General features: G+C 65.3%; 20 protein-coding genes and 1 other annotated feature. Of the genes, 9 read left to right on the top strand and 11 right to left on the bottom strand.

Going from position 1 to position 19768, the window contains the following annotated elements; all coding sequences use genetic code 11:
• The first annotated feature begins 177 nt into the window (after window positions 1-177).
• Both pdhA and ASF00_RS06710 read left to right on the top strand, forming a co-directional pair.
• Entirely contained in the window at window positions 178-1230 is a 1053-nt protein-coding gene (gene pdhA / locus ASF00_RS06715) for a pyruvate dehydrogenase (acetyl-transferring) E1 component subunit alpha (RefSeq protein ID WP_055876102.1), read from the top strand.
• Window positions 1230-2657, top strand: a complete 1428-nt coding sequence (locus ASF00_RS06710) for a pyruvate dehydrogenase complex E1 component subunit beta (RefSeq protein ID WP_055876099.1) — start codon at window positions 1230-1232, stop codon at window positions 2655-2657. Before pdhA ends, ASF00_RS06710 begins: the two co-directional genes overlap by 1 nt.
• On the opposite strand, the gene ASF00_RS06705 is transcribed toward ASF00_RS06710, so the two are convergent.
• From ASF00_RS06705 to ASF00_RS06695, 3 genes are all read right to left on the bottom strand, one after another.
• On the bottom strand, window positions 2654-3268 hold the full coding sequence (locus ASF00_RS06705; protein ID WP_055876096.1) for a hypothetical protein: 615 nt from the start codon (window positions 3266-3268) through the stop codon (window positions 2654-2656). The genes ASF00_RS06710 and ASF00_RS06705 overlap by 4 nt on opposite strands.
• Window positions 3269-3330: 62 nt before the next feature.
• The gene (locus tag ASF00_RS06700; protein WP_235525654.1) at window positions 3331-3945 is read right to left on the bottom strand and encodes a TadE/TadG family type IV pilus assembly protein; all 615 of its coding nucleotides are present in this window, start codon (window positions 3943-3945) and stop codon (window positions 3331-3333) included.
• Window positions 3942-6017, bottom strand: a complete 2076-nt coding sequence (locus ASF00_RS06695; RefSeq protein WP_156348209.1) for a TadE/TadG family type IV pilus assembly protein — start codon at window positions 6015-6017, stop codon at window positions 3942-3944. Before ASF00_RS06695 ends, ASF00_RS06700 begins: the two co-directional genes overlap by 4 nt.
• Window positions 6018-6082: 65 nt before the next feature.
• On the opposite strand from ASF00_RS06695, the gene ASF00_RS06690 reads away from it, so the two are divergent.
• Window positions 6083-6754 carry a squalene/phytoene synthase family protein gene (locus ASF00_RS06690; RefSeq protein WP_055876089.1) on the top strand — a complete coding sequence of 224 codons (672 nt, stop codon included), beginning with the start codon at window positions 6083-6085 and terminating at the stop codon, window positions 6752-6754.
• Window positions 6755-6820: 66 nt separating this feature from the next.
• Window positions 6821-7291, top strand: coding sequence for an EF-hand domain-containing protein (locus ASF00_RS06685; protein ID WP_055877120.1), 471 nt, complete (start codon window positions 6821-6823; stop codon window positions 7289-7291).
• Here the strand turns inward: ASF00_RS06685 and trmFO are convergent.
• Complete coding sequence (gene trmFO, locus ASF00_RS06680) at window positions 7227-8594, bottom strand: methylenetetrahydrofolate--tRNA-(uracil(54)-C(5))-methyltransferase (FADH(2)-oxidizing) TrmFO (RefSeq protein WP_055876086.1); 1368 nt, start codon at window positions 8592-8594, stop codon at window positions 7227-7229. The two genes, ASF00_RS06685 and trmFO, sit on opposite strands and share 65 nt — an antisense overlap.
• 88 nt (window positions 8595-8682) lie before the next feature.
• Here trmFO and ASF00_RS06675 point away from each other — a divergent pair, with 88 nt between their 5' ends.
• The 5 genes from ASF00_RS06675 to ASF00_RS06655 all read left to right on the top strand — a co-directional run bounded on the left by ASF00_RS06675 (window position 8683) and on the right by ASF00_RS06655 (window position 14710).
• Window positions 8683-9114 carry a DUF488 domain-containing protein gene (locus tag ASF00_RS06675; protein WP_055876085.1) on the top strand — a complete coding sequence of 144 codons (432 nt, stop codon included), beginning with the start codon at window positions 8683-8685 and terminating at the stop codon, window positions 9112-9114.
• Between the two features lie 351 nt (window positions 9115-9465).
• Window positions 9466-9521, top strand: a sequence feature (sul1 is cis-regulatory element that is thought to sense ions involved in sulfur or methionine metabolism; They are found in Alphaproteobacteria).
• Between the two features lie 69 nt (window positions 9522-9590).
• On the top strand, window positions 9591-11069 hold the full coding sequence (locus ASF00_RS06670; protein ID WP_055876082.1) for a SulP family inorganic anion transporter: 1479 nt from the start codon (window positions 9591-9593) through the stop codon (window positions 11067-11069).
• Between the two features lie 70 nt (window positions 11070-11139).
• Window positions 11140-12066: a sulfate adenylyltransferase subunit CysD gene (gene cysD, locus ASF00_RS06665; protein WP_055876079.1), complete on the top strand. Its 927-nt coding sequence runs from the start codon at window positions 11140-11142 to the stop codon at window positions 12064-12066.
• Window positions 12066-13979 carry a sulfate adenylyltransferase subunit CysN gene (cysN, locus tag ASF00_RS06660; protein ID WP_055876075.1) on the top strand — a complete coding sequence of 638 codons (1914 nt, stop codon included), beginning with the start codon at window positions 12066-12068 and terminating at the stop codon, window positions 13977-13979. Before cysD ends, cysN begins: the two co-directional genes overlap by 1 nt.
• A 5-nt stretch (window positions 13980-13984) precedes the next feature.
• Window positions 13985-14710 carry a 3'(2'),5'-bisphosphate nucleotidase CysQ gene (locus ASF00_RS06655; protein WP_443024391.1) on the top strand — a complete coding sequence of 242 codons (726 nt, stop codon included), beginning with the start codon at window positions 13985-13987 and terminating at the stop codon, window positions 14708-14710.
• Window positions 14711-14851: 141 nt separating this feature from the next.
• Here the strand turns inward: ASF00_RS06655 and ASF00_RS06650 are convergent, their stop codons facing one another.
• The 7 genes from ASF00_RS06650 to ASF00_RS06620 all read right to left on the bottom strand — a co-directional run bounded on the left by ASF00_RS06650 (window position 14852) and on the right by ASF00_RS06620 (window position 19764).
• Window positions 14852-15193 (bottom strand): hypothetical protein, encoded by a 342-nt coding sequence (locus tag ASF00_RS06650; protein ID WP_055876071.1) that lies wholly within the window; start codon window positions 15191-15193, stop codon window positions 14852-14854.
• A gap of 11 nt (window positions 15194-15204) precedes the next feature.
• A complete protein-coding gene (locus ASF00_RS06645) occupies window positions 15205-16659 on the bottom strand; it encodes a L,D-transpeptidase family protein (RefSeq protein ID WP_055877117.1) in 1455 nt (484 codons plus the stop codon).
• Between the two features lie 144 nt (window positions 16660-16803).
• Window positions 16804-17619, bottom strand: a complete 816-nt coding sequence (locus ASF00_RS06640; protein ID WP_055876068.1) for a TrmH family RNA methyltransferase — start codon at window positions 17617-17619, stop codon at window positions 16804-16806.
• Between the two features lie 93 nt (window positions 17620-17712).
• Entirely contained in the window at window positions 17713-17988 is a 276-nt protein-coding gene (locus tag ASF00_RS06635; protein WP_055876065.1) for an HPr family phosphocarrier protein, read from the bottom strand.
• Window positions 17985-18392 (bottom strand): PTS sugar transporter subunit IIA, encoded by a 408-nt coding sequence (locus tag ASF00_RS06630; protein WP_055876062.1) that lies wholly within the window; start codon window positions 18390-18392, stop codon window positions 17985-17987. The genes ASF00_RS06635 and ASF00_RS06630 overlap by 4 nt, the downstream gene beginning before the upstream one ends.
• Before the next feature lie 15 nt (window positions 18393-18407).
• Complete coding sequence (gene rapZ / locus ASF00_RS06625) at window positions 18408-19322, bottom strand: RNase adapter RapZ (RefSeq protein ID WP_055876059.1); 915 nt, start codon at window positions 19320-19322, stop codon at window positions 18408-18410.
• A gap of 10 nt (window positions 19323-19332) precedes the next feature.
• Complete coding sequence (locus ASF00_RS06620; protein ID WP_156348208.1) at window positions 19333-19764, bottom strand: HPr kinase/phosphorylase; 432 nt, start codon at window positions 19762-19764, stop codon at window positions 19333-19335.
• Window positions 19765-19768 lie beyond the last annotated feature (4 nt).

Below are 19768 nucleotides of genomic sequence, written 5' to 3'. Positions count from 1 at the left end.
ACTTGGGCCCCGGCCTTCGCCGGGGTGGTTTGCTTATGGGAAAGGGCTCGCACAGCACGCCTCGACCCCATCCCGCACCCGTCAAACCGACATACCCCAGACGGGAATTGATGTTCGGCCCTGTCCGCGCCTATAGGCTGCCTCAACTCCCCTACGGAAAACGAGGTTTCCCACATCGTGGCCAAGACCCCCCCACCAGTACGCGCCATCGCCGAACCGCCGATCACCAACCGTGAACGGCCGGCCGAACCGAAACCGTACGAGGCGTCGAAGGACGAACTGCTCGAGATGTACCGGCAGATGCTGCTGATCCGCCGTTTCGAGGAAAAAGCCGGCCAGCTCTATGGCTTGGGCCTGATCGGCGGCTTCTGCCACCTCTACATCGGCCAGGAAGCCGTCGCCGTGGGCCTGCAGTCCGCGCTCAACGGCGAGACCGATTCGGTCATCACCGGCTACCGCGATCACGGCCACATGCTCGCCTATGGGATCGACCCGAAGGTGATCATGGCCGAGCTGACCGGGCGCAATTCGGGGATCTCGAAGGGCAAGGGCGGGTCGATGCACATGTTCTCGACCGAGCATAAATTCTATGGCGGCCACGGCATCGTCGGTGCGCAGGTGTCGCTCGGTACCGGCCTCGCGTTCAAGCACAAATATTCGAACGACGGCGGCATCTGCATGGCCTATTTCGGCGACGGCGCCGCGAACCAGGGCCAGGTGTATGAGAGCTTCAACATGGCCGAGCTGTGGAAGCTCCCGATCATCTTCGTGATCGAGAACAACCAGTACGCGATGGGCACGAGCGTCAATCGCGCCTCGGCCGAAGACCAGCTGTATCGCCGCGGCGAGAGCTTCCGCATTCCCGGCATCCAGGTCGACGGCATGGACGTGCTGGCTTGCCGCGGTGCTGCCGAAGAGGCGATCGCCTGGGTCCGCGCGGGCAAGGGTCCGGTCATCCTCGAGATGAAGACCTATCGCTATCGTGGCCACTCGATGTCCGATCCGGCAAAGTATCGTACGCGTGACGAGGTCCAGGCGGTCCGCGACAAGTCGGATCCGATCGATCACATGAAGAAGCTGCTCGACGCGCAGGGCGTGACCGAGGCGGACCTCAAGTCCCTTGAACAGGAAATCAGGAAAATCGTGAACGAAGCCGCCGATTTCGCCGAGCAGACCCCGGAGCCGGATGCTGCCGAGCTCTACACCGACGTTCTGGTGGAGAAGTACTGATGGCGATCGAAATCAAGATGCCCGCGCTCTCCCCGACGATGGAAGAGGGCACGCTGGCCAAGTGGCTGGTCAAGGAAGGCGATAGCGTCAAGTCGGGCGACATCCTCGCCGAGATCGAGACCGACAAGGCGACGATGGAGTTCGAGGCGATCGACGAAGGTACGATCGGTTCGATCGCCGTGCCTGAGGGTACCGACAACGTGAAGGTCGGCACCGTCATCGCGACGATCCTCGAGGACGGCGAGAGCGCAAGCGACAGCAAGCCAACCGAGGCACGCTCGGGCGATGCGGCCAATGCCGCGCCGAAGGAAACGCCGTCGGACGACAAGGCACCCCCGGTTCCCGAAGGCGCTTCGCCTGCCAAGGCCGAGAGCGGCACTCAGCTGCTCGTCGCGTCCGCCGAGAAGGTCGGCATCTCCGACCCGGCGATCCCCGAGGGCACAGAGATGGTCAAGACGACCGTCCGCGAAGCCCTGCGCGATGCGATGGCCGAGGAAATGCGCGAGGACGACCGCGTCTTCGTGATGGGCGAGGAAGTCGCGCAGTATCAGGGCGCGTACAAGGTCACGCAGGGGCTGCTCGACGAGTTCGGCGAGCGTCGCGTCATCGACACGCCGATCACCGAATATGGCTTTGCCGGCATCGGTGCGGGCGCGGCGATGGGCGGGCTTCGTCCGATCGTCGAGTTCATGACCTTCAACTTCGCGTTGCAGGCGATCGACCACATCATCAACTCGGCGGCCAAGACCAACTACATGTCGGGTGGCCAGATGCGCTGCCCGATCGTGTTCCGCGGTCCCAACGGCGCCGCGTCGCGCGTCGGTGCGCAGCATTCGCACAACTTCGCGGCGTGGTATGCAAGTGTCCCCGGCCTTATCGTAATCGCGCCCTATGACGCGGCGGATGCCAAGGGCCTGCTCAAGGCGGCGATCCGTACGGAGGACCCAGTCGTGTTCCTCGAGAACGAGCTGATGTACGGTCGCAGCTTCGACGTGCCCAAGCTCGACAACCACGTCCTGCCGATCGGCAAGGCGCGGATCGTCCGCGAGGGCAAGGACGTCACGATCGTCAGCTACTCGATCGGCGTCGGCATTTCGCTCGAAGCCGCCGAGAAGCTCGCCGAAGAGGGCATCGACGCGGAGGTCATCGACCTGCGCACGCTGCGTCCGCTCGACACCGAGACGGTGCTGAAGAGCCTCGCCAAGACCAACCGCATGATCATCGTCGAAGAGAATTGGGCGACCTGCTCGATCGCGTCGGAGATCGTGTCGGTGGTGATGGAACACGGCTTCGACGACCTCGACGCACCGGTGCTGCGCGTCGCCAACGAAGACGTGCCAATGCCGTACGCCGCGAACCTCGAAAAGCTGATGCTGGTGAATGTCGACAAGGTGATCGCCGGGGTGAAGAAGGTGACCTACCGCTAGGTCGCCGAAAGATGAGCCGTGTCGCACAGGCGCTGGGCACTGGCCGGAAGGCTTGTGGTGTTCGTCAGCGTCTGTTGCGCGCGGTCGCGGACGGTAAAGGCCTGGATGGCCGATAATTCCTGATTGGCCATGAAGGCCGACACGACCACGGGACGATAGGTGTACCTGATCTCTGCGAAGATCAGGGCACTGTTCGGCACGGGGACTATTTTTTGCGCGGCCGGTCCCATGCCCGCAGCCAGCGACGCATCATTGGTCCCGGCACCTTGCACACCGTAGCTCGACGTGACGTTCTTGGCGCCGAAGCAACGCTGCCATGTGATCTTGTTACCGGTTCTGGGTGACGGCTGGCCGTTGCCTTCCAGGCTCGAGATGATCACCCGCCCATTCGCGCCGAACCCGATCCCACTGCCGGCAAACCGGATACCGGCCATGATTTCGTTGACGTCCTGCTCGTCGATCGAGCTGCGCACGCGGCCGGCATTGTCAGATGCCATCATCGCCAATTGATTGACCCGGAGCACGGCGATCGCAAGATTAGCCGTCTCGATTCCCGTCAGCGTGAGCGTCAGCAGGACGGGCAATGCCAGGCAGAACTCGATCAGCGCCACGCCCGAACGGTCTCGACGGAAACGTTTGAGCCTATCTGCTACCTTACGGCCCGGGCGCGACGTCAGGAGCATCGGATTAGTACCGTTTGTTGCCCATAAGGCTGGTTGCGGATCAGGGTCTTGGTCCCGATCGTCATCGTCGGAGACGCGCCGAACAGCGCGACGACCGGAAACAGCCGGGTGATCGTTACGGTTACGTTATAATAGACGATATCGTCCGCCGCCCCCAATCCGTCCGCGCCGCCAGCGGTCGCATCGTAACGCCCGTTGTTGTTTCGATCCTCGTAACAGTCGGTCGAGTTATAGGTCCCGACCGGAGCGGTATCGCCCGTGATCCGTTCGCCGCCGCCGACGCTGGAAAAATTATAATAGTTCGTCTTGAACACCTTGACGGCGTCGGGGTCGGTTCGTTCCGGTGACGGCAGGATCGTACGCACTTCCTCCGTAATGGCATCCGTGATCTGCGCACTGGTCAGGCCGCCCACGGTGGCCCGCCTGGCAGCGCGTTCTACCGCCCCGGTGGTCAAGGCGCGCAGATATACCTGATAGCCCAGATCGAGCGACCCCATGATCAGCGTCATGACCGGGAGAAGGATCAGCGCGAATTCGACGACCGTCGCGCCTTCGCGGGCGCGGAGGAGCGTGCGGATCGGGCGGGGAGGGGCGACGCCTATCACTGCGAGAGCCGCAGCCCGCCGATCGTCTGCGCGATCTTCTGAAACTCGGTCCGCAGCGTCGCGGAGTCGCTTGCCAGCGCCCAATGGGCGCTATCGGTCGCGCAGTCCTGCAGTTCGGTCGGCATCGTCGATAACCCGAACCCGACCACCCAGATGGTAAAGCCCTTCCCCTTCATGGCATTGCAGATGATGCTCGTCCTTCGCCGGTGGATCGCCTCCAGGTCCGTTTCGTTCGTGCTCACCGGCGCGATCTTGGCCTGAAGGTCGTTGATGCCCCACGGATCGTTGGCGTACGGCCGGATATCGAGCGTGCCGTCGGTCATGAAGACGATATGCCTGGACACCTGGAAGCCGCCTGGCGCCACGGCGTCGCTGTTCGTCGCGCGGAAGATACCGTCGGGAGACAGGAAGCGCGCACCCCAGATCATGCCAATGTCATGATAGGTGCCGCCAACCGCACTCAGCGAATCGACATAGGCATTGAATCGGACCGAGCTTTTGGTCAGCGCAATATAATCGGACGCATATCTGTCGAGCGCACTGGCCTCGCGCGGGCACACGGCGAAGCCATTCGAGATCCAGCCCGACTGCCGACCCAGCCAGTCGCGGTTATCGGACCGGAACTGGATTGCGGGCAGGAACGGCTTCCAGCGTTTTTCGGCGCTGTCGGGTATAAGGTCGGGATCGAGGTCATAGGCGCCCGAGGGCGCGGTCAGCGACGCGGTCGCCGTGATCGTGTTGAGCGTATTCGCCTCTTCGATGCATCCGTCCCAAGTGATCGTCAGCGGTGTCGGTACGGAACCCGGGTCGTTGAAGTTCGGCGCGGTGCTGCCGACCAATCCCGTCCAATAGGTGGGATTGGTTGCCGCGCCTTTCTGTACGACCGTTGAGACGTCGATCGGCCATTGGCCGTAGTTCCAGGAGGCGAACTGCTTCTCCGTCCTCCAGGTGACGGGCGTATTGGTGGTCCAGGTCGACGTCGTGGTCGTCGTCCGCGTTTGCGACTGCAGCTGGCAGAACCGGTTCCGGTTCCACAGGATGCCCGTCTCGCGGTAATCATATCGATATTGGGTCTGCACGGTCTGCTGCTGGGACGAGTATGGCGTGGAGACAGACGTGTTTGGATAGCTGGCGGTCCCCCGCGCTCCCGGTGTCGTGACCGTCGGGCTCGCGACGCTGCCACCGCTTGGCAACGGCTTGGTATCGCAGTTCGTCTGGCTTGTTCCCGCGACGGTGCCGCCGGTGTCGGCCCAATAGCTCCACGGCGACGTGTTCGACGTTGGCGACACGCCTGTCGGCCCCGATTCCGTTCCGTAGGTGGGGATGTGAATGTCGACGGTATTGGCCTTGCGCGTCCGATATTCGACATTTTCGACGCCCGTTCCGCCAGCGATATAGGCGGGGTTCAGCGCGTAGACGATCTTGCCGACATTGACGTTGCTGGAATACGGCATGAAGCCGTAGCGAACGCGGCCGGCCCCGTCGCTGGTACCCGGCCCCAAGGCAGCGTAGAAATCCTTCACGGCCTGTTTCAGTCCGTCGATCTTGCTCTGCGTATCGCCAGTGGGGATGTCGAGCATCGAACCGGTCACGTCGAGGACGAACATCACGTCGGTATTGGGGATCGACAGCGTGGATTCGCATGTCACGGCCATCGGGACCGTGCCGTAACCAAAGAATTGCATTATCGTGGTCGGCATGACGATCGAAGCCGTGCCGGCAACCGTTCCTATACTCGGCCCGCGCACGAAATTCGAGACGATGTCGCTCGCGCCATAGGTCGATGTCGGGAAGTTGAACCGGAAGAAACTCTTGGCAACGTTCTTCTCCGCGGTCGTCAACACGTTCTGGTCCGCCATCGCCTTGCGGCCCGCCAGCGCGCCTGCATCGCAGGCCTGCTGGAGCCGGGTGCGGGCCATGTACAGCCGGCTGGCATCGATCGCGCCGCCGATCATGGCAAGCATCGGGATGATCGCGACGGCGGAAATGATCAGCACGTTGCCGCGTTCGTCGCGTGCAAGCCGACCGATCACCGACCGCGCGCCTCGTCCGATCACTGCTGTCACCCGCATGAAATCGATCCTGTTCAATCCCGTGGCCTTCTGCGGCACGACGCGATAAATCCGATTGGACCCACATGATTAAAATCCCGTCTCCTTCACCCGCCAATCCCGAATGGGCTTTGGCTCTCACCTACGCCGCGGCGACGCAGAGGCCAGCGCTCACGGCGCTGTTCGCGCTCGACGATACGCTTGGCGCGATCGTGCGATCGACGCGTGAGCCGATCGTCGGGCAGATGCGGTTGACCTGGTGGTATGAGGCACTCCGCAAACTTGACGAGGCACCGCCGCCGCCGGAACCGATCTTGCGGGCGCTCTATGCCGATGTCATCTCGGCCGGTGTTTCGGGTGCCGATCTCGCGGCGATGACCGACGGTTGGGAGATATTGCTCGAACACGTGCTCGACGAAGCCGCGATCGATCGGTTCGCGGTTGCTAGGGGGGGGCGGCTTTTCGTCGCAGCCGGCCGATTATTGTCGGTGGACGATCCACGAATAGAAGCGGCAGGACGAATATGGGCACTCGCGGATCTGTCGTCGCGCCTTAGTGATCCGATCGCTCGCACAGTAGCGCGCGATGCAGCCGCCAGACTGTTCGACCGTATGTCGGGGGGACGCTGGCCGAAACAGGCACGGGTGCTCGGGGCGATGGCACTGACCGCGCGGTTCGATGTCTCGACGTCATCGCCGCCACCGGGCAGCCCCAAGCGGGTCGGACGCCTCGCCTGGCATAGATTGACCGGATACTGACCAATCGGATGGGGATCGTCGCGTCGCAGGCTTAGCGTATGCGCTTGGCAGGCGGGGGCGGCAATGATGTGGCGATATCTGGCGGGCGGGATCGCGGTGATCGCGGTGATCGTCGCGGGGTTCATGATGTTCAGCGGGACCGCGCGGCCGGGAACGCTGCTGCCCGCACAGCCGGTTTCGCAGGTCGGCGAGGCAGCGGTCGCCAGGGACCCACTGCCCGATGCAGCACCCGAAGCGACCGAGAAGACGCGCGAGCAGAAGCGTTTCGATCGCTACGACAAGGATCGCGATGCCAAGATCACGCGCGACGAATATCTCGTCCAGCGGCGCAAGGCCTATGCCCGCCTCGACGTCAATAATGACGGGACGCTGTCGTTCGACGAATGGGCGGTAAAGGCGACCACCAAGTTCGCCGAGGCGGACCGCGACAGATCCGGGGCGATGACAGCCCCGGAATTCGCCACGACCGCGGTCAAGCGGAAGGGGCCCATTCGGGCGAAATGTCCGCCGGCTCAGGCTGTTGCGGAGGAGAGTTGAGCCACTGTGCGAGCGCTGCGCGACCGCGATCGGTGTACATCTTCTTGCGGTCGGTCTTCTTGGTCCGGCCGGGGATCGGCGGGAACAGGCCGAAATTGACGTTCATCGGCTGATAGGTCTCGGCCTCCGCACCGCCGGTGATGTGCCCCAGCAACGCGCCGAGCGCGGTCGCATAGGGTGGCGGGGTCAGCGTCTTGCCGGTCAGTTCGGCCGCGGCGAACAACCCGGCCAGCATGCCGATCCCGCAGCTCTCGATATAGCCCTCGCAGCCGGTGATCTGCCCGGCGAAGCGGATGTTCGGGCGCGATTTCAGCCGCAGCGTCTCGTCGAGGAGTTCGGGCGAGCGGATGAACGTGTTGCGGTGCAGCCCGCCCAGCCGTGCGAACTCGGCATTCTCGAGGCCGGGGATGGTACGGAACAGCCGCACCTGATCGGCATGCTTTAGCTTGGTCTGGAAGCCGACGATGTTCCAAAGAGTCCCTTGCGCATTGTCCTGCCTCAGCTGGACGACGGCATGCGGCCAGCGCCCGGTCTTGGGGTTGTCGAGGCCCACGGGCTTCATCGGACCATAGCGCAGCGTGTCGACGCCGCGTTCGGCCATGACCTCGATCGGCATGCAGCCGTCGAAATAGGGTGTGTCCTTCTCCCAGTCCTTGAACGGCGTCTTCTCGCCATCGACCAGACCCTGGTGGAAGGCGAGATACTGGTCCTTGTCCATCGGGCAGTTGATGTAATCCTTGCCCTCACCCTTGTCCCAGCGCGACGCGAACCACGCGGTGTCCATGTCGATCGAATCGCGGTGGACGATCGGCGCGAGCGCGTCGAAGAAGGCGAGCGCCTCGCGCCCGGTTTCCGCGCCGATCCCGGCGGCGAGCGATGCGCCGGTGAGCGGGCCGGTGGCGATGATCGTCGGGCCGTCGGGCAGCGCGTCGATGCGCTCGCGGACGAGCGTAATGTTCGGGTGCTGGTCGATCGCCTCGGTGACGCTGTTCGAGAAATTGTCGCGGTCGACCGCGAGCGCGGAGCCCGCGGGGACGCGGTGGATGTCCGCCTGGCGCATGATCAGCGAGCCGAGCGTGCGCAGTTCCTGGTGGAGCAGGCCGACCGCGTTGCTCTCGGCATCGTCCGAGCGGAAGCTGTTCGAGCAGACGAGTTCGGCGAGGCCGTCAGTCTGGTGCGCGGGCGTGGCTTCGCCGCTGCCGCGCATTTCGGAGAGGCGCACCTTGAGGCCGGCCTCGGCGAGCTGCCAGGCGGCTTCGGAACCGGCGAGGCCGCCGCCGATAACATGGATATCGTGGGTCATTCCGGTCAGATAGCGCGGGACGCCTGTCGTGTCAGTGCCTGTCGTGTTGGCGGTTGTCGCGTCGGCGGGGCAATCCCACTTCGTCCCGATGAAGATCTTCACGATCGGCTATGAAGCCACCACGATGACGGACTTTCTCTCGGCGCTGACGCGGGCCGGGGTGGAGCGCGTGATCGACGTCCGCGCGCTCCCCCTGTCGCGCCGGCCGGGGTTCTCGAAGACCTCGCTCGCGGCGTCGCTGCGTGAGGCGGGGATCGATTACACGCATCTGAAGGCGTTGGGCACGCCGAAGCGCGGGCGCGATGCGGCGAAGAAGGGCGACGTCGCGACGCTGACCGCGGTGTACGACGAGCAACTCGAACTCCCCGAGGCACAGGCGCAGGCGGCGATCATGCTGGGGCTCGCGGCGGAGAAGCCGAGCGCGTTGCTCTGCTACGAACGCGATCCCTGTCATTGCCACCGGACATTGCTGTTGCAGGCGGTAGGCGAGGGGGCCGAGGTCGTGGATTTGTTCACTTGAGCCGTACTCACCTCCCGTCATCCTGACGAACGTCAGGACCCAGAGCCGGGAGCGACGCGTCCTGTAACTCTGGATCCTGACTTTCATCAGGATGACGGAGGCGTAGGAGGAGGCTTTCCCGTCGATTATGAGACGTCGCTGATGCAGGCAACGATGAAGGCGCCGAGGTCGTGGATCGGTCCAACAGGCCGCGCTTCCCTCCCGTCATCCTGACGAACGTCAGGACCCAGAGCCAAGAGTGGCGCGTCCTGTAACCCTGGGTCCTGACTGTCGTCAGGATGACGGCCGACAGGAATAAGCAGCTGGTGATGTTGCAATGCAGCACCAATGAAGCTAATCGGCACGCACTCGCTTGGACCCGGTGCAATTCCGGGTGGCTATTCCGGCCGCCGATCCGCCGGACAACGCACCGACGCCTTTGTTACAGAACCGCCCGCGCACTCGCCGCGGTTCTTGCGTCCTTTGCGGATACACATATGACATCACTTTCTCGTTACCGGGCCGAATGGTTCAGCGGCCCGACGGCTGCGCGCCGTGACGTTCTCGCCGGCATGGTGGGCACGTTTGCGCTGATCCCCGAAGTCATCGCCTTCTCCTTCGTCGCCGGAATCGATCCCGAGGTCGGCCTGTTCGCCTCGTTCGTGATCGGCATCGTCATCGCCTTTGCCGGCGGACGCCCCGCCATGATCTCCGGCGCGGCAGGCTCCGTCGCGCTCGTCGCCGCCGCGCTCGTCCACGCGCACGGGCTGCAATATCTGCTCGTCGCGACGATGCTCGCGGGCGCGCTCCAGATCGCGTTCGGGCTCGCCAAGCTCGACGTGCTGATGCGGTTCGTCTCGAAGTCGGTCCATGCCGGCTTCGTCAACGCGCTCGCGATCCTGATCTTCTCGGCGCAGGTGCCGCAGATGGTCGGCGTCAGCTGGCAGGCCTATGCGATGATCGCCGGGGGCCTCGCGATCATCTACCTCGTGCCGCGCATCTCCAGCGCGATACCGTCGCCGCTGATCTGCATCGTCGTGCTGACCGCGATCGCGATGTGGTTCCCGATGCCGCTCAAGACCGTCGGCGATCTCGGCCGCTTGCCGGATTCGCTACCGTCGTTCGGCCTGCCGGACGTCCCGCTGTCGTGGGACACGCTGCGGATCGTCGCGCCCTATGCGTTCGCAATGGCACCGGTCGGGCTGCTCGAATCGATGATGACCGCGAGCGTGGTCGACGAACTGACCGAGACGACCAGCTCGAAGGCGCGCGAGTGCACCGGGCTCGGCCTTGCCAACATCGCGGCGGGCGCGTTCGGCGGCATCGCCGGGTGCGGGATGATCGGCCAGACGGTCGGCAACGTCCGCTATGGCGGCACCGGGCGGATCTCGACGATGGTCGCGGGCATGTTCCTGCTCGTCGTCATGGTGCCGCTGCGGCCGTGGGTCGCGCAGGTGCCCGTCGCGGCGCTCGTCGCGATCATGATCATGGTGTCGATCAGCACCTTCTCCTGGGGCTCGCTGCGCGATCTCGCGCGGCACCCGAAGATGTCGAGCGTGGTAATGGTCGCCACCGTCGTCGTCACCGTCGCGACGCACGACCTGTCGCTCGGCGTCGGCGTCGGCGTCCTGCTCAGCGGCGTGTTCTTCGCATGGAAGGTCACGCGGCTGATGGACGTCGACATCGATCACGACGTGGCAAGCGACACGCGTATCTACCGGGTAAGCGGCCAGATCTTCTTCGCCAGCGCCGATATCTTCGCCGACCGGTTCGACCTGCGCGAAACGGCGCGCGCCGTCCGGATCGACCTGACCGCCGCGCATCTCTGGGACGTCACTGCAGTGGCGGCGTTGCAGGACGTGGTCGCCAAGCTGCGCCGCCACGGCCGCGAGGTCGAGGTGATCGGCCTCAATGCCGCCAGCACGACGCTGGTCGATCGACACGCCCCGCTGATGATGGATCCGGCAGGGGGGTGATGCCCGATCTTGGGGGCGGGCGAGAAATACGATGCTGTACGCGCCGCCCCGACCCCCTACCTTCGACGGGATGACGAACTCCGAACAAGCCCCGCCCGTGTCGCTCACGCACCTCCAGCGGCTCGAGGCGGAGAGCATTCATATCCTGCGCGAGGTGGTCGCCGAGTGCGAGCGCCCGGTGATGCTGTACAGCGTCGGCAAGGATTCCGCGGTGATGCTGCATCTCGCGCGGAAGGCCTTCTACCCGTCGCCCCCGCCATTCCCGCTGCTCCACGTCGACACGACGTGGAAGTTCAAGGCGATGTACGACCTGCGTGACCGGATGGCGGCGGAGAGCGGCATGGAACTGCTCGTCTACAAGAACCCCGAGGCCGAGGCGCGCGGGATCAACCCGTTCGACCATGGCGCGCTGCACACCGATATGTGGAAGACCGAGGGGCTGAAGCAGGCGCTCGATCTGCACGGGTTCGATGCGGCGTTCGGCGGCGCGCGACGCGACGAGGAGAAGAGCCGTGCGAAGGAGCGCGTCTTCTCGTTCCGCGCGGCACATCACCGCTGGGACCCGAAGCAGCAGCGTCCCGAACTCTGGAACCTCTACAACGCGCGCAAGGCGAAGGGCGAGAGCATCCGCGTCTTCCCGATCTCGAACTGGACCGAACTCGACGTCTGGCAATATATCCAGCTCGAGGACATTCCGATCGTCCCGCTCTATTTCGCGGCGCCGCGCCCGACCGTCGAGCGCGACGGGATGCTGCTGATGGTCGACGACGATCGCTTCCGACTTGAGCCGGGCGAGGTGCCAGTCGAACGCTCAATCCGCTTCCGCACGCTCGGCTGCTACCCGCTGACGGGCGCGGTCGAGAGCGAGGCGGCGAGCCTGTCGTCGGTGATTCAGGAGATGCTGCTGACCACCACCAGCGAACGCCAGGGCCGCGCGATCGACCGCGACGCGGGCTCGGCCAGCATGGAGAAGAAGAAGCAGGAGGGCTATTTCTGATGGCAACGCGCGCGCACGAGTCCGCCTATCAGGTGCAGGACATCATCGCCGAGGACATCGACGGCTATCTGCTCCAGCATCAACACAAGAGCCTGTTGCGGTTCATCACCTGTGGATCGGTGGACGACGGAAAGTCGACGCTTATCGGGCGGTTGCTTTACGATTCTAAGATGATCTTCGAGGATCAGCTCGCCGCGCTGGAGAGCGATTCGAAGAAGCTCGGCACGCAAGGCGGCGAGATCGACTTCGCGCTGCTGGTCGACGGGCTTGCCGCCGAGCGCGAACAGGGCATCACGATCGACGTCGCGTACCGCTATTTCTCGACCGAGAAGCGCAAGTTCATCGTCGCCGATACGCCCGGGCATGAGCAGTATACGCGCAACATGATCACCGGCGCGTCGACCGCGGATCTCGCGGTGATCCTGGTCGATGCGCGCAAGGGCATCCTGACGCAGACCAAGCGGCACAGCTATCTCGCGCACCTGATCGGCATCCGACACCTAGTGCTCGCGGTGAACAAGATGGACCTCGTCGGCTACGACCAGGCGACCTACGACCGGATCGTCGCGGACTATGCGGCGTTTGCGGAGTCGATCGGGATCGCGGCGTTCACGCCGATGCCGATCTCGGGGTTCAAGGGCGACAACATCACGGCGTCGAGCGCGCAGACGCCCTGGTATGACGGGCCGACGTTGATCGACCATCTCGACACGGTGACGCTCGACGTCAGCGAGGATCAGGCGGGCGCGTTCCGAATGCCCGTCCAGTGGGTGAACCGCCCCAATCTCGACTTCCGCGGATTCTCGGGGCTCGTCGCGAGCGGGTCCATCGCGCCCGGCGATGCGGTGCGCATCCTGCCCGGCGGCCGGACGTCGACGATCGCGCGCGTCGTCGCGTTCGGTGGCGACCTGCCGCGCGCGGTGGCAGGGCAATCGGTGACGGTGACGCTGGCGGACGAGATCGACTGTTCACGCGGCGACGTGATCGTCGCCGCGGAGTCGCCGCCCGAGGCGGCCGATCAGTTCGAGGCGACGATCGTCTGGATGGCCGATGACGCCATGCTGCCGGGGCGCCCCTATTGGCTGAAGCTCGCGACGCAGACCGTGACGGCGACCGTCCAGCAGCCAAAATACCAGATTAATGTCAACACGATGGAGCGGCTTGCTGCCAAGACGCTCGAACTGAATGCGATCGGCGTCGGCAACATCTCGACCGACCGGCCGCTGGTGTTCGAGCCCTATGCCGACAACCGCCAACTCGGTGGCTTCATCCTCGTCGACAAGATCACCAACACGACGGTCGCGGCGGGGATGCTGCATTTCTCGCTCCGGCGCGCGCAGAACGTGCACTGGCAGGCGACCGATATCGGTCGTGAGGCGCATGCGGGGCTCAAGAACCAGAAGGCGGCGGTGCTGTGGTTCACCGGTCTGTCCGGCGCGGGCAAGTCGACGATCGCCAATCTGGTCGAGATGAAGCTCGCCCGGATGAACCGGCACACGTTCCTACTCGACGGCGATAATGTCCGCCACGGTCTCAACCGCGATCTCGGCTTTACCGATGCCGACCGGGTGGAGAATATCCGCCGTGTCGGCGAGGTCGCCAAGCTGATGACCGATGCGGGGCTGATCGTGATCACCGCGTTCATCTCGCCGTTCCGCGCGGAACGCGAGATGGTGCGGCAGATGATGGCACCCGGTGAGTTCATCGAGGTGCATATCGACACGCCGCTGGCGGAGGCCGAACGGCGCGACGTTAAGGGGCTGTATGCCAAGGCGCGCGCGGGCAAGCTCGCCAACTTCACCGGGATCGACTCCCCCTATGAGGCGCCGGCGAACCCGGAGATCCGGATCGATACGACGGGGATGACCCCCGACGAGGCGGCTGACGCGATCGTTGCGATGCTCATCCCATGAGCGCGATGACGGACGGCGAACTCGCCGCGCATCTGGCTGAGACGGCGGGGCGGTTGCTGCTCGAAGTACGGCGGTCGGGCGTGTTTTCGCCGGGGGCGCTGGGCAAGGCTGGCGACGAGACGGCCAACGCGTTCCTTGTCCACGCGCTTCGCGATGCGCGGCCACATGATGGTTTGTTGTCCGAAGAGCGCAAATGCGACGGCACGCGGACCGATATGTCGCGCGTATGGATCGTTGATCCGGTCGACGGCACGCGCGAATATGGCGAGGCGCGCGACGACTGGGCGGTGCATGTCGCGCTCGCGATCGACGGTGTCGCGACGGTCGGCGCGGTCGCATTGCCGGGGCTGGGTCTGGTCCTGCGCTCCGACCGGCCCGCACCGGTGCCACCACCGGGCGATCCGCTGCGGATGGTCGTCAGCCGCACGCGCCCGGCGCCCGAGGCGGTGAAGGTCGCCGAGGTCTTGGGTGCGACGCTGATCCCGATGGGGTCGGCGGGTGCGAAGGCGATGGCGGTGATCCGCGGCGAGGCGGACATCTACCTCCACTCGGGCGGCCAATATGAGTGGGACTCGGCCGCCCCGGTCGCGGTCGCCGCGGCGTACGGCCTGCATTGCAGCCGGATCGATGGCTCGCCGCTCGTGTATAATTGTCGGGATGTCTACATGCCCGACCTGCTGATCTGCCCGGTCGAACTGCGCGACCGGGTGATGGCAGCGATGACCGCATAATCTTCCGATCCTCCCCCGCACGGGGGAGGTGGCACCGAAGGTGACGGAGGGGGAGGATACGGAACAGCGGTTTCCCTTACCGCCCCCTCCGTCAGGCTGCGCCTGCCACCTCCCCCTGGCGGGGGAGGATTCTAGGGTCAATTACTGTTGCGGCTCGGCTTCGACCTCGTTCTCGGCCGGTGCCTCATCCCGCGTCACACGCGCAGTCATGCCCGTCGCATCGGCATCGTCGAGCATCTGCTCGTCCGGCGCAATCGGCTTTTCGACCGGCGGTTCGACCACCGCGGGCGCAGCCGGCGCCGCTTCAACCGGCGCTGCCTCGACCGGGGCAGGGGCCGCCTCGGTCTCGGTCACGCCGGTATCCTCGACCATGTTGACGTCCGTGGGCGGCTGTTCAGGCTCGGAGCGCGAGCAGCCGGCCAGCGCCATTGCGGCGAGCAGTGCACCGGCGATGGCAGTGCGGGTACGGGTGGAAATCGTCATGTCGTATCCTCTCAGCGAGCAGCGAGCGTCTGGCGTGCGGTGCGCGCCTCGATCTTGGAGGCGAGGATGCCGTCCCAGTCATAGGGATCGGCGCGGAAGTTCATCTGGCCGTTGCCGCTGGCGAACGCGGTCCAGTAGAGCAGATAGACCGACACCGGCTTGACCAGTTGCGCCCGGACCGTGTCGCCCTTAGCAACCGCGGCATCGACCATTTCGGGGGTCCAGGTCGGATCGCCCTTCAGCAGCAGGTCGGCTAGTTCCGCAGGCTTTTCAAGGCGTACGCAGCCATGGCTCGAAAGCCGGCTGAAGCTGGCGAATTTCGCGCGGCTCGGCGTGTCATGCAGATACACCGAATAGTCGTTCGGGAAGTCGAACTTGAACCGGCCGAGCGCGCTTTGGTCGCCCGCCTGTTGCTGCAACCGCGTGCCGCCAATCACCTTGAAGCCGTTGCGCTTGAAATAGCCTGGGTTGGCGCGCTCCTTGGGCCACAGCTCCTTGGTGGCGATCGAGGTCGGCACGTTCCAGGGCGGGTTGATGACGATGCTGTGGATCGTCGACGACAGCATCGGCGTCTCGTCGCCCGGCCGCCCGGTGACCGCGCGCATCGACTGCACGGGCGTGTCACCGTCGAACACGGTGAGCACGGCTGCCGCGATGTTCACCTGGATCCGGTCGCGCGGCAGGTCCTGCGGCAGCCAGCGCCAGCGCTCCATGTTCGCCATGATCTGGCGTACGCGATCGGTCGCTGATACGTTCAGCGCCGCGAGCGTCTGCGTCGAGACGATCCCGCTGGGGTTCAGGCCATAGCGTCGCTGCGCACGACGGACTGCGTCGAGCAGCGCGGCATCGAACGTGTCGCCGCTGGTCGAGACGTCCTTGTCCTCGACCGCAAGCCGCTTGCGCAGCGCCAGAACGCGCGCGCCGCTTGCGCCGATCGTGAAATCGGGGCCGGAAGCCAGCGGCGACCAGCCCCCGGCCGCCGCGATCGAGCGGTAGTTCTGCAGGCCCTTTCGTAGGCCATCATAGCCGGCATAGGGGGGCGGCAACGATGCGAACCACGCCGCGATCCGATCGAGCCGGACCGCATCGGCGAACGCCGGGGTCGGGTCATACGTCGGTGGGCGCAGGCCCCAATCCTTCTGGAAATCAGCCTCGCTGAGACGGCCCGCATGGACGGCGCGCGCATGGTCAAGCGCGGCGCGAACGAGCTCCTGCTTGGTCGGCGCGGTGGTCGATGCGGTCGCGGCGGACTTGAGGCCCTGCGCGACGATGTCGCCGTTGAGCAGCTTGTCGAGCAGCGTTGCCTGCGCGTCGCTCAGCGGCGGCACGGTGATGACTGGCGGCGCAAGCGTCGGCACGGCCATCGGCACCGTCGGCGTCACCGCCGGTGGGGTAACCTGTTGTGCGAACAGCGGCGTTGCCATCAGCAGCGGCGTCGCGGCAGCCGTGATCGCCGACCGGATCATGCCGGTCTTCACTCGTCCATCGTCCAAACCGCGCGCCATACTCATCCTGTCTTACAGTAACTCGCCGACGCTCTCGCACGCCGCAGCTCTCTCTTAGCTGAACCGGAGTCGCTAAGCATCGCCAATCGGGCGTGATTCGACGGTTCAGGCCGACGTTGTGGATTTTTCCTGCCGGGCCAGCACTTCATAGGCCATCACCGCTGTCGCGACCGCCGCGTTCAGGCTGTCCGCCTTGCCGAGCATCGGGATCTTGACCAGCACGTCGCACGCCTCGGCCATTTCGGGCGGCATGCCCTGGGCTTCGTTGCCGGTGAGCAGGAAGGTCGGGCCGGTATAGGTGGCGGCGCGGTAATCGGTATCGGTATCGAGGCTCAACCCGACCAGCTGGCCCGGGCCGGCGCGCAGCCAGTTCTGGAACGGTGCCCATTCGGTCTTCACGACGGGAATCGTGAACAGCGCGCCCATGCTCGCGCGGACCGCCTCGACCGAGAACGGATCGACCGACTCGCCGATCAGGATCAGCCCGCCGGCACCGACCGCATCGCCGGTCCGCAGGATCGTGCCCAGATTACCCGGATCGCGCAGCCGCTCGGCGACCAGCCAGATGCCCGCGCTGTTCCGGTCTAGGTCTTCGAGTCTGGCGTCGAACTCGTCGAACACGCCGACCACGGCCTGCGGGTTGTCCTTGCCCGACAGCTTCGAGAGGATATCCGGCGTGGTCTGGATCGACTCGCCGCCGGCCTCCTCGACGTCCATCGACAGCGCGTGGACGAGCGGGTGGTTGGCGCTGGCGGCGGCATAGAACAGCGTGCGGGGCAGGCGGCCGGTCTCGCGCGCTTCGGTGAGGATCCGCAGACCCTCGGCGAGGAACTGCCTTGCGGCGCGCCGATGTCGCTTGTCGCGCAGGTCGCGGACATATTTGATCAGCGGGTTGGAAAAGGCGGTGATCTCGCGGGGCATCTAGGCCGGCGTCCGCGTGGCATATGGATTTGTAAGCACGGGGTCGCTCATGCCCGCCCCAGACCCCTCCCGCAAGCGGCAGGGGGAAGATCGTCACTCCTCGCCGAACTTCGCCTCGACCAGTTCGGCCAGCGCTGCGACCGTATGCTCGGCACCATCGCCGTTCGCGCTGATCGTGATGGCGTCGCCCATTGCCGCACCGAGCATCATCAGACCCATGATCGACGTGCCGGTGACGTGGTCGGATCCGTCCTTCGTCACGCTCACCTCGACTGCGTGCGACGAGGCAAGCGTGACGAACTTGGCGCTGGCACGCGCGTGCAGCCCACGCCGATTGGTGATCTGGACGGTGCGCGAGACCGCGCTCACGCGGCCGCCTCGCCAAGAACCTCGGACGCGACCGAGATATATTTGCGACCCGCCTCGCGCGCCGCCGCCACGGCTGCAACGACGGTCATCGCCTTGCGCGCGGAGCCGAGCCGGATCAGCATCGGCAGGTTCATCCCCGCGATCACCTCGATCCGGCCGCGCTCCATCAGCGAGATGGCGAGATTGGACGGGGTGCCGCCAAACAGGTCCGTCAGCACGATCACGCCGCGGCCGACATCGACCTCCTGGATCGCGGCGGCGATGTCCGCGCGGCGGCTCTCCATGTCGTCGTCGGGACCGATCGAGATCGTCGCGACGCGCTCTTGCGGGCCAACCACGTGAATCATCGCGCGAACGAATTCCTCGGCCAATCGGCCGTGCGTTACCAGAACAAGGCCGATCATATCAGCGTTTCATACTCATAAGACGACTGGCGATCCCTCGAGCGCATCCTGCGGTGCGGCCCCGAGGTCGCGGTGCATGATAGTGGGCGAAAATCCGGCCTCGCGCAACCGTCGGGCAACACGGTCGGCGACATGGACCGACCGGTGTCTCCCTCCGGTACATCCGAATGCGACCGTGACGTAGGACTTGCCCTCCGCCCGATAGCGCGGGAGCAACAGCATCAGCAGCTCCTCGATCCGGCTCACCGCGGCTTCATAGGCGGGATCGTCGATGATGTAGGCGGCAACGTCGGCGTCGAGCCCGGTACCGGGACGGAGCGCCGCGTCCCAGTGCGGGTTGCGGAGGAAGCGCATGTCGAACACCAGGTCGGCGTTGCGCGGCAGCCCGCGGGCGAACCCGAACGAGCGGATCGACAACGTCGGCTCGCCAAGTCCATCGCCGGCAAAGCTCGCGCGGATCTGTTGCGCGAGTTCGTTCGCCGCCATGTCGGTGGTGTCGATCAGCCGGTTCGCCCAGTCGCGCAACGGCGCGAGCAATTCGCGCTCGCGGCCGATGCCGTCGTTCGCGGGACGATCAAGCGCGAGCGGGTGGCGACGGCGCGTCTCGGAATAACGGCGTTCGAGTTCGGCCCCCGAACAATCGAGGAACAGCATGCCGATCTCAAGACCGTGGCGATCGCGCAGGTCGCGGATCCGCCGGACGATGCGTTCGGGATCGAAATCGCGCGTCCTGGCGCCGATGCCGATTGCCAGCGGTTGCGAATCGTCGGTCGACCCTTCGGGAAGCGGCGCGTCGAGCAGGCGGTCGAGCAACAGCAGCGGGAGATTGTCGACGACCTCCCAGCCGATATCCTCCAGCGTCTTGAGGACGGTCGACTTGCCTGCCCCCGACATGCCGGTGACGAGCAGGATGTCCTTGGGCCGGATCATGGCAAACAGGTCATGCTAGGGGCTCCGGATTGCGTAATGCCAGCTCGACCTTGATCGGTGCGGAGGCGTGAAACGGGTCGATCGCGACCTGGCGAACGTCGATCCCGGCGATGCGTCGCAGGCGACGCTCGGGCATGCGGTCGATCGCGGCGTCCACGCGGACGAGCAGGCCGACGGGGACGTCCTCGACGTGCGGCATGGCAAGGATACCCAACCCGCGGACTTCGATCCGGCCGGCGATCGTCGCTGGCGCCCGCGCGAGCAGGATTTTGCCCGATCGCACCACGAGCGTCTGGTCGTCGCTGACCAGCGACGCGCCACGGTCGATCAGGCGCAGCGCGAGATCCGACTTCCCCGACCCGGAGACACCCTCGATCATCACCGCCATACCGTCGATCGCGACGGTGGTGGCGTGGAGCCGGTCGGAGGAGGGGATAACCACGTCC

This window comes from Sphingomonas sp. Leaf34 (genome assembly GCF_001421805.1).
GTDB lineage: Bacteria > Pseudomonadota > Alphaproteobacteria > Sphingomonadales > Sphingomonadaceae > Sphingomonas.
Note: the sequence above shows the minus strand (reverse complement) of the source record. Positions and strands in the feature narration are given on the sequence as shown.

What these genes read in the sequence shown, in the direction of transcription:
- ASF00_RS06655 (WP_443024391.1), top strand. Translation starts at nt 13,985, where the DNA reads ATGACGGACGGCGAACTCGCCGCGCATCTGGCTGAGACGGCGGGGCGG.
- ASF00_RS06630 (WP_055876062.1), bottom strand. Translation starts at nt 18,392, where the DNA reads ATGATCGGCCTTGTTCTGGTAACGCACGGCCGATTGGCCGAGGAATTC.
- cysD (WP_055876079.1), top strand. Translation starts at nt 11,140, where the DNA reads ATGACGAACTCCGAACAAGCCCCGCCCGTGTCGCTCACGCACCTCCAG.
- cysN (WP_055876075.1), top strand. Translation starts at nt 12,066, where the DNA reads ATGGCAACGCGCGCGCACGAGTCCGCCTATCAGGTGCAGGACATCATC.
- ASF00_RS06695 (WP_156348209.1), bottom strand. Translation starts at nt 6,017, where the DNA reads ATGCGGGTGACAGCAGTGATCGGACGAGGCGCGCGGTCGGTGATCGGT.
- ASF00_RS06640 (WP_055876068.1), bottom strand. Translation starts at nt 17,619, where the DNA reads ATGCCCCGCGAGATCACCGCCTTTTCCAACCCGCTGATCAAATATGTC.
- ASF00_RS06650 (WP_055876071.1), bottom strand. Translation starts at nt 15,193, where the DNA reads ATGACGATTTCCACCCGTACCCGCACTGCCATCGCCGGTGCACTGCTC.
- ASF00_RS06675 (WP_055876085.1), top strand. Translation starts at nt 8,683, where the DNA reads ATGAAGATCTTCACGATCGGCTATGAAGCCACCACGATGACGGACTTT.
- ASF00_RS06685 (WP_055877120.1), top strand. Translation starts at nt 6,821, where the DNA reads ATGTGGCGATATCTGGCGGGCGGGATCGCGGTGATCGCGGTGATCGTC.
- trmFO (WP_055876086.1), bottom strand. Translation starts at nt 8,594, where the DNA reads ATGACCCACGATATCCATGTTATCGGCGGCGGCCTCGCCGGTTCCGAA.
- ASF00_RS06670 (WP_055876082.1), top strand. Translation starts at nt 9,591, where the DNA reads ATGACATCACTTTCTCGTTACCGGGCCGAATGGTTCAGCGGCCCGACG.
- ASF00_RS06710 (WP_055876099.1), top strand. Translation starts at nt 1,230, where the DNA reads ATGGCGATCGAAATCAAGATGCCCGCGCTCTCCCCGACGATGGAAGAG.
- rapZ (WP_055876059.1), bottom strand. Translation starts at nt 19,322, where the DNA reads ATGATCCGGCCCAAGGACATCCTGCTCGTCACCGGCATGTCGGGGGCA.
- ASF00_RS06645 (WP_055877117.1), bottom strand. Translation starts at nt 16,659, where the DNA reads ATGATCCGGTCGGCGATCACGGCTGCCGCGACGCCGCTGCTGATGGCA.
- ASF00_RS06690 (WP_055876089.1), top strand. Translation starts at nt 6,083, where the DNA reads ATGATTAAAATCCCGTCTCCTTCACCCGCCAATCCCGAATGGGCTTTG.